This is a genomic window from Pontibacter arcticus (genome assembly GCF_003284895.1).
GTDB classification, from domain to species: domain Bacteria; phylum Bacteroidota; class Bacteroidia; order Cytophagales; family Hymenobacteraceae; genus Pontibacter; species Pontibacter arcticus.
In genome coordinates, this window is record NZ_QMDV01000001.1 from 512,562 (window position 1) to 528,622 (window position 16,061).

The 16,061-nt window shown below is 44.9% G+C and carries 10 protein-coding genes; 7 read left to right on the top strand and 3 right to left on the bottom strand.

What is annotated here, in order from left to right; genetic code table 11:
• Positions 1-6: 6 nt before the first annotated feature.
• Positions 7-3,054 (bottom strand): SusC/RagA family TonB-linked outer membrane protein, encoded by a 3,048-nt coding sequence (locus tag DP923_RS02390; protein ID WP_112303992.1) that lies wholly within the window; start codon positions 3,052-3,054, stop codon positions 7-9.
• A gap of 558 nt (positions 3,055-3,612) precedes the next feature.
• Here DP923_RS02390 and DP923_RS02395 point away from each other — a divergent pair.
• The 3 genes from DP923_RS02395 to DP923_RS02405 all read left to right on the top strand — a co-directional run bounded on the left by DP923_RS02395 (position 3,613) and on the right by DP923_RS02405 (position 7,633).
• Positions 3,613-5,577: a M1 family aminopeptidase gene (locus tag DP923_RS02395; RefSeq protein WP_125047615.1), complete on the top strand. Its 1,965-nt coding sequence runs from the start codon at positions 3,613-3,615 to the stop codon at positions 5,575-5,577.
• A 228-nt stretch (positions 5,578-5,805) separates the two neighbouring features.
• Positions 5,806-7,116: a hemolysin family protein gene (locus DP923_RS02400; protein ID WP_112304774.1), complete on the top strand. Its 1,311-nt coding sequence runs from the start codon at positions 5,806-5,808 to the stop codon at positions 7,114-7,116.
• A gap of 46 nt (positions 7,117-7,162) precedes the next feature.
• Positions 7,163-7,633 carry a hypothetical protein gene (locus DP923_RS02405; protein WP_112303996.1) on the top strand — a complete coding sequence of 157 codons (471 nt, stop codon included), beginning with the start codon at positions 7,163-7,165 and terminating at the stop codon, positions 7,631-7,633.
• Between the two features lie 491 nt (positions 7,634-8,124).
• On the opposite strand, the gene DP923_RS02410 is transcribed toward DP923_RS02405, so the two are convergent.
• Positions 8,125-9,393 (bottom strand): DEAD/DEAH box helicase, encoded by a 1,269-nt coding sequence (locus tag DP923_RS02410; RefSeq protein ID WP_112303998.1) that lies wholly within the window; start codon positions 9,391-9,393, stop codon positions 8,125-8,127.
• A 312-nt stretch (positions 9,394-9,705) separates the two neighbouring features.
• On the opposite strand from DP923_RS02410, the gene DP923_RS02415 reads away from it, so the two are divergent.
• Genes DP923_RS02415 through DP923_RS02430 form a run of 4 tightly spaced genes read left to right on the top strand, consistent with a single transcriptional unit; the run spans position 9,706 to position 14,925 of the window.
• Positions 9,706-10,410, top strand: coding sequence for a TetR/AcrR family transcriptional regulator (locus tag DP923_RS02415; protein WP_112304000.1), 705 nt, complete (start codon positions 9,706-9,708; stop codon positions 10,408-10,410).
• Positions 10,403-12,139 carry a peptidase domain-containing ABC transporter gene (locus DP923_RS02420; protein WP_112304002.1) on the top strand — a complete coding sequence of 579 codons (1,737 nt, stop codon included), beginning with the start codon at positions 10,403-10,405 and terminating at the stop codon, positions 12,137-12,139. Before DP923_RS02415 ends, DP923_RS02420 begins: the two co-directional genes overlap by 8 nt.
• Positions 12,140-12,142: 3 nt before the next feature.
• A complete protein-coding gene (locus DP923_RS02425; RefSeq protein ID WP_112304005.1) occupies positions 12,143-13,501 on the top strand; it encodes an HlyD family secretion protein in 1,359 nt (452 codons plus the stop codon).
• A complete protein-coding gene (locus DP923_RS02430) occupies positions 13,498-14,925 on the top strand; it encodes a TolC family protein (RefSeq protein ID WP_112304006.1) in 1,428 nt (475 codons plus the stop codon). Before DP923_RS02425 ends, DP923_RS02430 begins: the two co-directional genes overlap by 4 nt.
• Here DP923_RS02430 and DP923_RS02435 read toward each other — a convergent pair whose 3' ends face one another.
• A complete protein-coding gene (locus DP923_RS02435) occupies positions 14,926-15,747 on the bottom strand; it encodes a sulfite exporter TauE/SafE family protein (RefSeq protein WP_112304775.1) in 822 nt (273 codons plus the stop codon).
• Positions 15,748-16,061: the final 314 nt, after the last annotated feature.

The window sequence follows — 16,061 nt, forward strand, 5'->3', positions numbered from 1 at the left end:
AAAAAATTAAAAACCTAACTGGATACCTACAGTGTAATTTTTGCCTTGTGGTATGATACCAGTTGCTGAACCAAAGAACTCTGGGTCATAACCTTTGAAATCATCATATGTGAATAGGTTAGAGCCCTGAGCATACACTTTAGCGCTGCTTAATCTAGCAAACTGCAGGAATGGAGTTGGGACATTATAAGCGAAAGTGATTGATTTCAGACGGATATAATCTACTTTATTGTAAATGCGGCTTGAAGCTGATACATGGTTCACGCCACCTGGTTCAATACCATTATTGTATGGTCTTGGTACGCTGGTGATCTGGCCTGGAGTTGTCCAACGGTTATCAAAGAAATATTGCAATGTATTGAACTGACGGTTACCATTTTCTGATAAGAAGTTTAACTGTCCGTCCGACTGAATTCTACCATACTCATACTGGAACATGAAGTCTAATTCAAAACCTTTGAATGCAAAAGTGTTTGTTAAACCACCATACCACTCAGGCTGTGTATCACCAATGATTCTTCTGTCAGCAAGCACAGGAGTATATGTAATGTTATCGTTGATATCATAAAACATCGGACGACCAGTTGCAGGGTTTACACCAGCATACTTTTGCGTAAAGATCGTTCCTACAGGATATCCAACACGAATTGTGTTATCAGAAGGAAGTACATCTAAGCCACCATAAAGCTCCATTACTTCGTTTTCGTTACGAGCAATGTTGAAGTTGGTATTCCAGGTAAATCCACCAGCACTCTGAATGTTTGCAGTTCTGATTTCCAGTTCGATACCACGGTTGCGTAACTCACCCACGTTTGAAGTGAAGGCACCATAACCTGCAGTCCATGAAACTGGCTGATCTAATAATAGATCTCTGCTCATTCTATTGTATACTTCAATAGTACCAGCGATACGATCGTTAAAGAATCCGAAGTCTAAACCTAAGTTAACCGTTTCGTTTCTCTCCCATTTCAGGTCTGGGTTAGGCAACTGTGATGGGTTGATACCGGCAGAACCATTGTAAAGAGCACCTGAACCATATAAACCTCTGGAAGCAAAGTTTGAAATCTGGTCGTTACCAGTTGTTCCGTAAGATGCACGCAGTTTCAGGAATGAAAGAAAGTCAACTGATTTCAAGAATTCCTCTTCTGAAACATTCCAACCTAACTGAACTGATGGGAATAAACCAAACTGGTTGTTTGTACCAAATCTAGATGAACCATCGTATCGCGCTGTAACAGCAACCAGATATTTACCACCAAAGCTATAGTTTACACGGCCGAAACCAGAAATACGCTTGAAGTTTGTAAAGAACTCACTTGCAGAAAGTGGATTAGCAGCAGAGTTCAGGTATCTGAATTCCGGAGACGGGAAACCATCTGCTGACGTGAAAATACCTTCCTGTTGCTCAGTTTTGTATTCGAAACCAGCTAATGCTGTAACAGTGTGCTGATCATTAAACGTCTGATTGTAATTTAAAGTCTGGGAAGTGATGAAGTTAGTATTCCAGGTACTTTCTACTTGGCCTAAACCTTTTCTTGCGTATGCATCAGATGTACGAGGGTCACGGTAAGATCTACCCTGAACTATTCGATAATCAAGACCATAGAATGACTTGAACGATAAAGAAGGGATGATCTGATATGTTGCAGAAATATTACCTACAACAAAATTATTCCGCTGACTTGCATCATTATAATCATTTACAGCAACGATGTTCTGGTTCAGAATTCCAGGGAATGTTTGACCACTACCTAACATACCAAAGTAAGAACCATCTTCATTATAGATTCTATTGCTTGGAATTATCAGAGAGGAAGAGAACGCTGGATTTCCTAAAGAAGAACCATCTGTAGCAAATGGAGCTTTCTGACTGAAAGAAGAAAGGTTCACAGAAGAGGCAAGCGTTAACTTGTCAGTAGCTTTGTGCGTAAGATCCATTTTAGCTGTACCTCTTCTAAAGTCTACTTTCTTAAACATTGCTTCGTTCAGGTTATAAGAACCAGCTATATAGAAAGTGGTTTTATCATTACCACCGCTTGCAGATAATTCATAATTCTGAATTTTACCAGTCTGCATTACTGCATCCTGCCAATCATAAGTAGGAAGCGCAGCAATTTGCTCCGGAGTTAAGGTAGCCCCATCAGGAATTCTCATTTCTGTACCAATAACAGCTTGACGGTTTGCATCCAAACCATTCCTGTTAGCGTTATTAGTTGCCTCTGTACGCATCTGGATGTAATCCTGCGTGTTAAGCACATCAAGTTTCTTAAGTGGAGCAGAAACACCACCGTAAGCATTTGCAGTAAATACTGTTTTTCCGGCTTTACCTTTCTTAGTGGTAATAAGAACTACACCGTTTGCAGCCTGAGCACCATAAATGGCAGCCGTTGCTGCATCTTTCAACACTTCAATAGAAAGAATGTCATTCGGGTTTAAGAATGCAAGTGGGTTTGATTGCGTAAATGAAGCATCGCTACGAACGTTTAACTGCACTCCATCTACAACGTAAAGTGGTTGCGTACCAGCCTGAATTGAACCTACACCTCTGATTCGCACGTTAATAGCACCACCAGGGATACCATTGTTAGCTTGTACTAATACACCTGCAGCCTGGCCTTGCAATGCTTTATCAAGTGAAGGCATTGGCTTGTTCTCGATGTTTTTGGCAGCTACCTGAGAGATAGCACCTACAGCATCGCGTTTTGTCTGTACTGTACCGTAACCTGTAACAATAACTTCAGAAAGTTGCTTGTTATCAAGCGCTAAAGTAGTGTTAATAGAAGTTTGCGAACCTATAGCTACTTCTTTCGCTACATATCCGATAAACCTGAATACAAGTGTATTCGCATCAGCTGGCACACTTAATGTGTAAGAGCCATCTGTGTTGGTAGCCGTACCAATAGTGGTACCTTTAACAAGAACAGCTACACCTGGTAGTCCCTGACCATTCTCCTGATCAGTTACTTTCCCGGAGACTGTCCGATTTTGCTGAGCATACGTTTGTACGACAAACGCAAGCAAAAACAAGAAAGTGAGTAGTAAACTCTTTCTCATACTAGACATTGTTTAATTAGAAAATTAGTGGATTTGTTTGATTGTGTTTCCAAATATAAGTACAAATTTAGAAATGCAAAATTATTATTCATCCCTAAAGCCGCAATCTACTTTAATATTCATAAATTTATATCTATTATATCAAAAGTTATAAATTTGAAGTTTAAACATCAAATATTATTTTATTTTATCCTTGTTTAAACATTAATTAACCTTCTTTAAAAGTTTCTTTAAATAGTCATATTCTTAAATTAATACCACAAATACCAATACCAGTAAATTTTTCATGATTATAAAGAAAACCTCTGCAAGCATTAAGAAAAAATGTGAAAATAATTATACTTTGTAAAGGATCTATATTTTATCAGACTATTATACTGCTGCTTTTAAATATATTGTAATTCTATCATATCATTACTAATAGCTTATATAGTATTTGTGCACTCTAATATAATATAGCACACCCAGGAAGTGAATCATATGCTCACAATTCCATATTACTTCAATAAGTAATTGTTAAAAATCAGTACAATTATTACCTACAACACAAAGAATTTTATGGCGCAATTTAAGTTACTTATCTACCTGATATACTTCATGTTTCCTGTGTTATCAGCAGCGCAACCTCAGCAGGTGAGCAGGATAAATACACACCGCCTGGCAGTTGCCAGCCCTGAGCATAAGCACCTGATGGACCAGTATGACGTCACGTTTTACAAGCTGGATCTTAACCTGGAGCGCAACACTACTTACATAGAAGGAAGCGTAACCATAGAGGCTAACGTAAAAGCAGCACCGTTAACAGCTTTCGGGTTCGAGCTTGCTTCTGATTTTGTAATTGAAAGTATAACAGTAAACGGCGTACCGCAACCAAGTATAAACCGCACAGGCAGCGACGTTACAGTGCAGTTAACCTCCGCTATTGCCACACTTGGAAAAGTAAGCACTGTGATCAAGTATAAAGGTACTGCCCCATCCGGAAACAGCGCAGCTATTGGGAATGGATTTAATACAGCTACCGAAGGCACCTGGAAAAACCAGGTAACCTGGAGCCTGAGTGAGCCTTATGCAGCCTACGAGTGGTGGCCCACCAAACAAGTGTTAACCGATAAAGCAGATTCGGTGCATGTGTTTGTTACCACCAGCCCGGAAAATAAAGTAGGATCTAATGGGTTACTGAAGCAGGTAGTTACCTTACCAAACGGCAAACGCCGCCACGAATGGAAATCCGGTTACCCAATTGCTTATTACCTGATCTCGGTTGCTGTTTCTGATTACGAAGAGTACACCACCTTTGCACAACCAGCCGGCGCTCCAAAACCTATTCCGATCGTGAATTATGTATACAAAGGAGGCGCAGCCAATTATTTTAAACCGCAACTGGACGCTGTAGCACCAATGGTGGAGTATTTTTCTGAGATCTTTACGCTTTACCCTTTCGCTAAAGAAAAGTATGGCCACAGCATGGCTCCCATTGGCGGCGGCATGGAACACCAGACCATGACCACCCAAAGCACCTTCGATTTTACGCTTACGGCGCACGAACTGGCACACCAGTGGTTTGGCGATAATGTAACCTGCGCATCTTGGGAAGATATCTGGCTGAACGAAGGCTTTGCTTCTTACGCCGAATACCTGGCCTTGCACAAACTGCAATCACCTCAGCAGGCCACACAATGGATGCAGAATGCCCACAACAATGTTTTGAGTCGCTTGAATGGAACATTGCGTGTACCCGACACAACCAACGTAGGCCGCATTTTCGATTACCGTTTAACTTATAAGAAAGGAGCCGCTGTTGCGCACATGCTGCGGTTTACGGTAAATAACGATGTTTTATACTTTAAAGCCCTCCAGAACTATCAGCAAAAGTATAGTGGCAAAACGGCTACCACATCAGACCTGAAACAGGCTTTTGAAGAAACTACCGGACTGGAACTGGATTACTTTTTCGAGCAGTGGTACAATGGCGAAGGCTATCCGGATTTTGAGGTGGAATGGGAACAAAAAGATGGCCAGCTACATATCACCTCAAAACAAAAAGGAAGCGGCGCTACACCCTTCTTTAAAACGGATATGGAATACCGTCTTACCACCGCTTCCGGCGATACCACCATCCGTGTAACGCAAAACCTGCCGGAAGAAAAATATAGCATCAAAACAAAACGACAGGTACAAGCCATGACCCTTGACCCTGACAATTGGGTACTGAACACCAACTCGTCGCTCATCCAACTTGGTGTACCGCTTGGCTTGCCCAACGAACTGCCATCTGATAAAATAACGCTGTACCCCAACCCTGCTTTCGATAAGCTATACTTTGCAGACGTACCATTTTCGCCTCTGGAAGCCCGCATTTACGACACCACCGGCCGAACTGTAAAGCAGCTTATACTTTTACGGCAAGGCCAAGCCATACTTCAGATAGCAGACCTTCCGGCCGGGTTGTACCATGTCGTGCTTAGTGATGAGCAAAACAGCATCCGGAAAACTTTCGTGAAAGTAACTGAGCCTATTAAATAATATCGGTCTGGCATTTTATACTTTAAAAGGACACCTCCAACCTGTAACCCCTTTGCTTATACTTTGTTAGCCTATCAATTTATCTGGATACAGTTCTAAGTTATACTTTGCAGCGCATCACGTTGTGAAAAGTGCTTAATTCTATAGTAATTGCAGAACAGCTAAATTCTGCTTTAAACGTATTGCTAAAACAGGCCTGTAATTCAGGCTTTGCTGCAACAGCCAACCATGGAAATACTCGTAATTTTTATACTTACACTTTTAAACGGATTTTTTGCGCTCTCCGAAATTGCGCTTGTATCAGTTAAAAAAAGCCGCATCGAGCAACTCGCTTCTGAAGGAAGCAAAAAGGCAAAAACCGTTTTAAAACTCCTCAATAACCCCGAAAATTTCCTTTCATCGGTGCAGGTGGGCATTACCCTGATCGGGATTGTGGCAGGTGCCTATGGCGGGGCGGCTTTGTCCGATGACCTGACCCCGTATATTGCCTCCATCGAACCACTGGCCCGGTACGCTTCCCAGATTGCGATCACAATTATCATCGGCCTGATTACGTATTTTACCATTGTTATTGGCGAGCTTATCCCTAAAACCATCGCCATGAAAAACCCGGAAAGTATAGCCCTGAGTGTAGCGCCGGTTATCAGAATTTTTACAGCCGTTACGTTTCCGCTGGTTAAACTTCTCTCGGGCTCTACGAGCTTATTATTACGGATTTTCGGTTTTAAAAAAGATGCTGATGGGGCGTCGCTAACAGAAGACGAACTGCGCCATTTGATAAAAGTAGCCGGAAAAGAAGGCGTGCTGGAAGCTGAGGAAGAACGCCTGCACGACAACCTTTTTTACCTCTACGACCTGCGCAACCGCAGTCTGATGACTTACCGCACCGAAGTAGAATGGCTGGATGTAACCTGGCCCCAGGAAAAAATCCGCGAAGTAATCACCTCGAGTGCACATACCCGCTTCCCGGTGTGCGAAGGCGATATTGATAAGGTTATTGGCGTGCTGTCGGTAAAAGATTATTACCAGTGCCCGGAAGGTACACCGCTCAAAAGTATACTGAGTAAGCCTATTTTTTTATCGGAGCACATGCTGGTCATGAGTACGCTGAAAGTTTTCCAGAAGAAGCGTAAGTATATGGCCTTTGTTGTGAACGAGTTTGGTACGGTAGAAGGTATTTTAACGCTGCACGACATTATGGAGGCCATCGTAGGCGACCTGCCGGATGTTGATGAATCGATGGAACCGGATGTTTTTGAGCGCGAAGACGGCTCTTATCTTGTAAACGGCGCTGTTATTATCCGCCACCTTAACCAGGCCCTGAATACCAACCTTATTCCGGATATACCCGAACGCTATGCCACCCTGGCCGGATTTATACTTTACGAGCTATCCAACATCCCCCGGATCGGTACTAAGCTCACCATCGAAAATTTTGAACTGGAAGTGATTGACCTGGATGGCAGCCGAATAGACAAAGTGCTGCTGACGCGCTTGCCTGAACCTGTATTGGATGAAGACGAAGACAGCATTTTCTAACGTATAAATTACCTACTTTTGCTGTGTTTTACCTACTCTTTATACTTTGGAGAACAAAATCAAAAATCAACTGAAGGCGCTGGCAATTTACCAGGTAGCAGGTGGTATTTTAGGAATTGGCTTGCTTGTATGGGTACTGTTTAGTGGCAGCGTGCCTGTTACCATTCAAACGCTTCGTATTAGCTTGTTCGGAACGGCACTATTTGTGTTTTCTATACTTTGCGGCCGCATGCTTTTCCGGAACGCCCGCCGCGGGCTTATACTTTCATTGGTAAACCAATTGCTGCAGGTCGTGTATTTTGCCTTCGGGTCGTACGGCTTTTTGTATGTAGCCGGCGTGCGCATCGGCCTTGGTTTAGACCTGGTTGGCTCCTGGACCTTTAAATTCAGGTTAGCAATTTCGTCGTTTGAGGTTTACTTTAATACCGATACCGGCCAGAAGCTAATTGGTGTTAACCTTGTTGCTCTGGCTCTTATTTTCTGGATTGAGAGTTTGTTACAGAAGGTAAAGGCGTAGGATGAGCTTATACTTTGCTGGCGTAGCTTCCGTATTCTTGATTGTAAGTTTTTTGTTGTATAGTTCGCTTTTCCGCTCCAAGTCCGCTGGGCCATACTTTTTTGTTTGATGAGTTTAACCACCCCGCCTGCGGCACCCCTCCTTGAAAAAAGGAGGGGAGTTAGCTCAACCAAAGCCACCTGCTTTGAACAGAAGTATACTTTATACTTTCTGTAAAGTATAAATCGGCTGATCGAAGAAAAAAAATTATCCCAGTTCTTGGGTTGAGCGCCTTTTAATTGTTGCGGTGCCACGTGAGTGGCAGTCCGCAGCGGAGCGAGGACAGCTTCAAGTAAACAGCGCGATGCCCGAGAACGAGTCCCAGCGGACTTGGAGCGAAAAAGCCAGCTATACAATAGGACCTTCCTAACTAACCAAAGCAGCCAGTCACGCTAGCAAAAAAATATATACTCTCATATTCAAATCCTTAACACGCCAGCAAAAACCCCAACCTACTTCTTCTTTTTCTTCGCTTTCTGCTTTGCCTTCTTGCTTTTCATCGCTTTATCCTGTTCCTCCTGCTGTTCGGCTTCTTTCATCAGGGTTTTCCAGTCATAGGTAGCGGCGGCGCTGAAATCGATGGTGGCCTCGTAATCCTCTTTATCAACTTCCAGCACTTTAATTTCTTTCGTCAGATAGGTTTGAATCTCCTGTAATATTGGTTTTTCTTCAGGGGCACAGAACGAAACAGCAATTCCTTTCTCATTCCCGCGACCGGTACGGCCCACACGGTGTACATAATTTTCGGGCTGTTCTGGCAGGTCGTAATTCACCACATACTCCACGCCCGAAATATCAATACCACGCGCACTTACATCGGTAGCAATCAGCAATTTAACATCACCTCTCCGAAACCTATCCATGGCTACGTTACGGTCTTTCTGGTCTTTGCCGCCGTGCATACTTACCGCTTCTATTTCTACGCGCTCCATAGCAGCTACCACACGCTCTGCCCGCACTTTGGTGCGCACAAAAGCCAGTATTTTCTTATCCGGGTTCTCTTTTACCACACGCTCCAGGAAAAAGCGCTTGTCATCCATGCTTACATACATCACCGAGTGGTCTACGTTTTTAGCAACAGGGTCTTTTGGCGAGATCTGGATGCGAACCGGCTTGTTTACAAGCGAATAGGCCAGGTCTTTGATCTTTTCGTTAATGGTAGCCGAGAAAAACAAGGTCTGCCGCTGGCGCGGTAGCTTTGTGATCAGCTGCTTGATATCATGTATAAAACCGAGGTCCAGCATGTGGTCCGCCTCATCCAGTACCAATACTTCAACAGTACTCAAATCAATATAGCCCTGACTGGTAAGGTCGAATAAACGGCCTGGTGTAGCTACCAGTATATCAATTCCAGCTTCGAGTTTAGCAATCTGCGGCCCTTGCTCCACTCCTCCGAAAACGCAGAAGGTCTCGACGTTGGTATAGCGGCCAATCTCTTTAAAAACCTCGGTTATCTGTACGGCAAGTTCGCGTGTGGGCACCATAACCACGCACTTAATGCCGGCGTTATGACGCTTGAATTTAATGTACTGCAGCTTATCTAAAACCGGAATAGCAAAAGCGGCTGTCTTGCCTGTACCTGTTTGGGCAATGGCTAGTACGTCCTCTCCTTTAAGGATCGGTGGGATGGCTTTATATTGAATATCCGTAGGCTTTCTGAAATCGAGCTTATGCAGGCTTTTCTTTATTTCGTCGGAGATGCGGTAATCTTCAAACTTCATGGTGCTGGTGTTTATACTTGGTGGCTGCCTGTGTTTTACGGCAACAGTAGGCCACAAAGGTAAAGCTAATTGTTGATTGTTGAATTGTTAGATTATTAAAAGGACCTGGTAGGGCTTTCATACTGCTGTTATACCAGCTGCCTGCTCTATACTTTTAAAATAATCAAAAAAATTTAAACTAAACACTATACTTCTTTGTATGATAGCAATACTATTATTCAAGAAAGTTTAAGTATTATTGCATTACTAACTATACTTCCAGAGTAAAACGCAGCTTAAACCCTTTCGTAATTTTATTTAGTAACCAGACCAATGGCCGCCAATATCCACATCAGCCTTAAACACCAGTCTTACCTGCGCGATCCGGAGAGTACAGAACTAGGTAAAACCATTATTGCCCAAAGTATAAACCTGCTGGATGAACTGGGTTTTGAGGATTTTACATTCAGGAAACTGGCCGCTGCCATAGGCTCCACGGAAGCATCTGTATACCGGTATTTTGAGAACAAGCACAAACTGCTGGCCTATCTGGTATCGTGGTACTGGGCATGGCTGGATTATCTTGTCACGTTTCAGACACATAATATACCAGACCCGCGCGAACGCATGAGCCGCGCCATTGAGGTAATTGTGAAAGCAGGCCAAAACGATGATCCAACCATCGTATACATAGATGAGCGTGTGCTGCACCGGGTAGTGGTAGCCGAATCTGCCAAGGTACACCACACCAAGGAAGTAGATGCCGAAAACAAAGCAGGCTATTTTTTAGAGCTGAAACATTTCTGCCACTCGCTGGCGCTGCTTATACTGGAAATAAACCCTGCTTACTCCTACCCGCACGCGCTTGTAAGTACGATGCTGGAGGCAGCGCATCAGCAATTATTTTATGCACAGCACCTGCCTTCCCTTACCGATGTTAAAGCAGACCGTTATAACGAGACAGCAGATTTTCTCAAACATATCGTATTTGCTGTAGTTGATAGTAAAAAACACGCTAATCCTGAGCAGAATGGGTAATAAATCAGATAAGAAGGCCACGCCTGTACAACGCTTCCTGCAATTACTGTCGTTGGAGCGGCGCGAGATTGTGTACCTGTATGTTTACGCAATTGCGGCCGGAATCATCAGTTTGGTGCTTCCGTTGGGTATCCAGAGCATCATCGGGTTTGTATCCAGCGGGCAGGTAACGGTATCGGTTGTAGTACTGATCAGCCTGATCGTGCTGGCGCTTTTAATAGTGGGAGGCCTGCAGGTAATGCAACTTTGGCTAGTGGAGTATATGCAGCAACGCCTGTTTGCGCGCACCGCTTCCGATTTTGCGTACCGTGTACCACGCCTGCAACCCGAAGCGCTGCGCAAGCACTATCCTCCCGAGCTGATGAACCGCTTTTTTGATGTTGTTACGGTGCAAAAGGGCCTTGCTAAAATTCTGATAGACTTTTCGACGGCAGTCATACAGATCGTTTTCGGGTTGATCCTGCTTTCTTTTTATCATCCATACTTCATCGTTTTCGGTTTTATTTTAATCCTGACGCTAGGGCTTATTATCTGGCTGACAGGCGGCAAAGGCATCGAGACAAGTATAAAAGAGTCTACTTACAAGTATAAACTGGTTGCCTGGCTCCAGGAAATGGCTCGCTCGCTCAGCACGTTTAAGCTGGTAGGACACACCAACCTGCCCATGGACCGCACCAATAATTATGTACAAAGCTACCTGAATGTCCGGAAGAAACATTTCAGTATTCTAATGACGCAGTATTTCAGCTTTGTAGGGTTTAAGACGTTTATCACAGGCGGCTTGCTGGTGCTGGGTTGTGTGCTGGTGGTGCAGCAGGAAATAAATATCGGGCAGTTTGTAGCTTCCGAGATCATTATCATCCTTATCATGACCGCTGTCGAAAAGATCATCATCAAATTGGATACAGTATATGATGTATTAACCAGCCTCGACAAAATAGGGCATGTAACAGATTTACCTCTTGAACCAGAAGGCGGCTTCAACCTGGACGAATTAGCTTTGAATGGCGGGCTAAGTATAACAGCCAGGAACCTGAGCTATAAATTTGAAAACGCTAAAAAAATGGCTTTGCAGGATATTAGCTTTACTATAAATCCTGCTGATCGTATCTGTCTATCAGGGTTTGATAGCTCGGGCAAAAGCACACTCATTAGCCTGATGCTTGGGTTATTCCCGTCTTATGAAGGCAGCCTGGTATACAACGGCATTTCGCTGCACGATCTGCATAAAGGCAACCTGCGCAGCCTGATTGGTGATAACATTTCGAATGAACAGGTTTTTGACGGCACATTGCTGGATAATATAACGCTTGGCGCCGATTTACCTATACAGGATGTGTTATGGGCCATTGAACTGACGGGCTTATCAGAATTTGTACATACCCTGCCGGATGGCTTGCACGCTTACCTGACCGGCGGCAGTATGCGGTTGCCAGGCAGCGTAGCCCGTAAAATAGTACTGGCCCGTAGCCTGGTGAAGCGCCCGAAACTCCTCATCATCGAAAACCTGTGGGCAGGCATGACCAAAAAGGAAAAGATAAATTTCTTCCGGCTGCTTGCAAGCCCGCAATTCGACTGGACCATTATTATTGTATCCAACGACAGGGAAGTAATGCAGTTGTGTACCCAGACCCTGGTGCTACAAGACGGCAATCAGGTAGCTTTTGGCCCGTACGAAGAACTAAAGCACCTTGCCATTTTACAAGAGTTAACCGATATAACAGCTTAACCTATGGCACCCGAATTAAAAGGAACCGAACATATAAGCACGTCCCGTCCGGACATCATGCAGCAGGTGCAAACCCCGCGCTTCGGCCACAGAGTAACCTACTGGATCGGTGGTATATTTCTGGTCATTTTTCTTTGCCTGTTTCTGCCCTGGACGCAAAACATCCGGTCGCAGGGGGTGCTAACGGCACTTTCGCCAGAGGACAGGCCCCAGACATTGCAGGCCACTATTGCAGGCCGCATTGAACGCTGGCATGTGATGGAAGGCGCTTTCGTGAAAAAAGGAGATACCATTGCCAGCATTTCAGAGATCAAGGAAAAGTACATGGACCCCGATTTTCTGGCCCGTTTAGGCGAACAGGTAGATGCCAAGAAAGGAGCGGCACAGGCCACACAGAATAAAGCGGAAGCGATGCAGGAACAGATAAAAGCATTACAATCCGGCCTGGGTTTCAGCCTGCAGAAAGCACGCAATAAAATAGAGCAAACCCGCCTTAAACTGCAAAGCGACAGCATAGATGTCGTGGCTCAGCGTACAGAATTGGCTATTGCCGAATCTCAGTTAGCCCGCCAAGAAAACCTGTACAAACAAGGCCTGAAATCCCTGACAGAGTTGGAGCAGCGGCGCTTGAAACTGCAGGAAGCACAGGCAAAACTGTTATCGCTCACAAATAAGTATGATGCCACGCGCGCCGAGCTTCAGAACACCCAAACTGAGCTCAGCTCTCTACGTGCAGAATATGCCGATAAAATTGCTAAGGCAGAAGCAGAGTTAAGTTCTACCCGTTCCTACATTTATGGCACCGAAGCCGAAGTAGCCAAACTGGAAAACGAGTACAGCAGCACCCAGATCCGCAGCCAGTATTACCAGATCGTAGCGCCGCAGGATGGCTTTGTCGTACAAACGCTTAAAGCAGGTATCGGCGAAACGATCAAAGAAGGCGAAGCGCTGGCTACTATAATGCCCGGCAACCCGCAACTGGCCGCCGAGTTATACATTGATGCCCTCGATTTGCCGCTTATAGAGCGCGGCGATAAAGTCCGGCTCCAGTTTGAAGGATGGCCGGCGCTTGTATTTTCAGGATGGCCGGGCACCAGTTTCGGTACTTTTGGCGGCACAGTGGCCGTAATCGATAACACGGGCACCAACGGCAAATACCGCATGCTGGTTATACCTGATAAGAGCAGCACTGCGTGGCCTTCAGCTTTGCGTGTTGGTTCGGGAGTGTATGGTTGGGCGATGCTAAGAACCGTGCCTATCTGGTATGAGATCTGGCGACAGCTCAATAACTTCCCAGCAGATTATGTGGCCCCGGCAGAGAAAGGAAAAGGTGCAGCAAAACCACAGGAGGAGCAAAAGTGATACGTTATTTCCATACTTTTTTCAGCTTGTTTATACTTTTGCTGGCCTGGCAGCCGCAGCTGCATGCCCAGGATACAGCACAGGTACTTACACTACAGGAGTTTCATAAAATCATACTGGCACACCACCCGGTTGCTTCGCAGGCACAGTTGCTTACAGAGCAAGCCCGGCAGGAATTACGAATGGCCCGCGGCGCTTTTGACCCTGAGCTTAGCAGCAAACTCTACCGAAAAGAATTTGGCGGCAAAGAGTATTTTACAACCTGGGATAATACCCTGCGTGTGCCGCTTTGGTTTGGCCCGGTGTTAAAAGCCGGTTTCGAAAAAAACCAGGGCGAGTATCTCAACCCCGAAAACAGTATGCCCGCCGAAGGTCTGAGTTATGCCGGTATTTCGGTGCCGCTGGGCCAGGGGTTGTTTATTGATGAACGCAGAGCTACCGTACGGCAAGGACGGCTGTTGCAGGATGTTGCCGAAGTAGAACGCATAAAGCTTATAAACAAACTATTGCTCGAAGCGACCAAGGCTTACTGGGAATGGTGGGAGCAACACGCGACTGTAAAATTATACCAGGAATCCCTTGCGTTAGCTGATATCAGGCTGAAAGGTATAAACATGCGGGCCCGCGAAGGAGACCTTGCCGCCATTGATACACTGGAAGCACTAATGGCTGTGCAGGAACGCCAGCTGCAATTGCAACAGGCACAGCTTAACAATACCAACAGCCGCCTGAAAGTAGCAGTATACTTGTGGACCGATAATGAAGTGCCCTTAGAGCTGCAGGATACCACCATTCCTGCTTCGCCAACCAATGTGCCTGTTGCTTTACAGCCTGATTCCTTAAACCAGCTACTGCAATTTGCCCGTAATAACCACCCCGAGCTCCGCAAACTAAACTTAAAGACAAGCCAGCTGGCACTGGAGCAACGCTTTGCCGCAGATAAACTAAAACCCAAACTCAACATTGATTATAATGTATTGCAGCGCGATTTTGATGTAAATTCTGAGATAATAAATGAGCAATACCTCCGCAATAATTATAAGTTAGGGATGAGCTTTAGTCTGCCTTTGTTTCTGCGCGAGGAACGTGGCAAGCTACAACTTACTAAAGCTAAGCGGCAAGCTAACTTCTTAGAGTTAACACAAACAACCCGCGAGGTAGAGAATGCCATACAGGCCGCTTACAACGATTGGCTTACCCTGGAAGAGCAGATAAAACTACAGCAGCAACTCGTAGCCAATGCACTTATACTTCGCAATGGCGAGGTAACCCGCTTCGAAAATGGTGAAAGCTCAGTATTTTTAATCAACTCCCGGGAGGTGAAGCACCTGGAGGCGCAGGTAAAGCTTTACGAGTTACAAACAAAATATGCCAAAGCGAAAACATACTTGTACTGGTCGGCTGGCGAGGTACCGATCAGGTAATTACCCTAATTTACTAGCCCAATTCTGGATGGCGGTGCTTAGCTTCACAAAATCGCTGCCACCGGTGCCGTAGGTATCATAGGCAAACTTAAGAATGATGCCTGTTACCACCACCAGAAAAAGGGCCCGGACAAAACCTGTTCCTTTTTTTAGTGCCGTACGTGTTCCTAACTGCGAGCCGATAACGCTGCAGATGGCCATCGGAATAGCTACTTCATAAAGTATAAATCCTTTGTAACCAAAGTATAAAAGTGCCGATAAATTGGTCGCCACATTCACTACTTTAGCCGCCGCCGAAGCTGCCAGGAAGTTAAACCCGAAAATCCCGATAAAGATAAAGATCAGGAAACTGCCTGTTCCGGGACCGAAAAAACCGTCGTAAAAGCCAATGGCAGCTCCAATCAGCAAACCATATAATTTTTCCTGAGAGTCGGATAGCTTAGGCGCATGCAACGACCCAAAATCTTTCCGGATAAACGTATAAATGGCTACCAGAATCAGCAGTACCAGGATAAGCGGTTTCAGGAGGCTGGCATCGAGGTGGCTGAGGGCGCGCGCGCCTAAAAACGAACAGATAAAAGCAGCCGCTGCAGCCGGAAGTATGGCCAGGTAATTTATTTTAACATTCCGGACATAGCGCACCATCGCTGAAGTTGTACCGGCAATGGAGGCCAGTTTACCTGTACCAAACACAGTAGCGACCGGCACACCCGGCAGAAAAATAAGCAAAGCAGGCAACTGAATCAGGCCACCGCCCCCCACTACCGCATCAATAAAACCAGCCAGAAAAGCGAACAGGCACAAATACAGGATATTCTCCACTTCCAAAGTATAGCTAAAAGTATAAACAGGCTAAAAAAGCGGCGCAAGTTAAGTGATTGTACTCGAAGTATGGCACACTAACTAGCTGTTATTTTGAAGGATAGTATACTTGGAAGCTGAAAGAACATGATCTGTAATTCTTTAAAGCTTATATTTCGTTCGTGTCCATTCCATTTCCAAATACTCGCCTCCAGAGGGATTAATTCATTACTACCTCTGGAGGCGATCTTGTATTCAAACTTTGATAAATTTAATTTTTCTTATAGAATATCATTGTAATACTATAGACGAATATATATATTTGCCACTTTAAC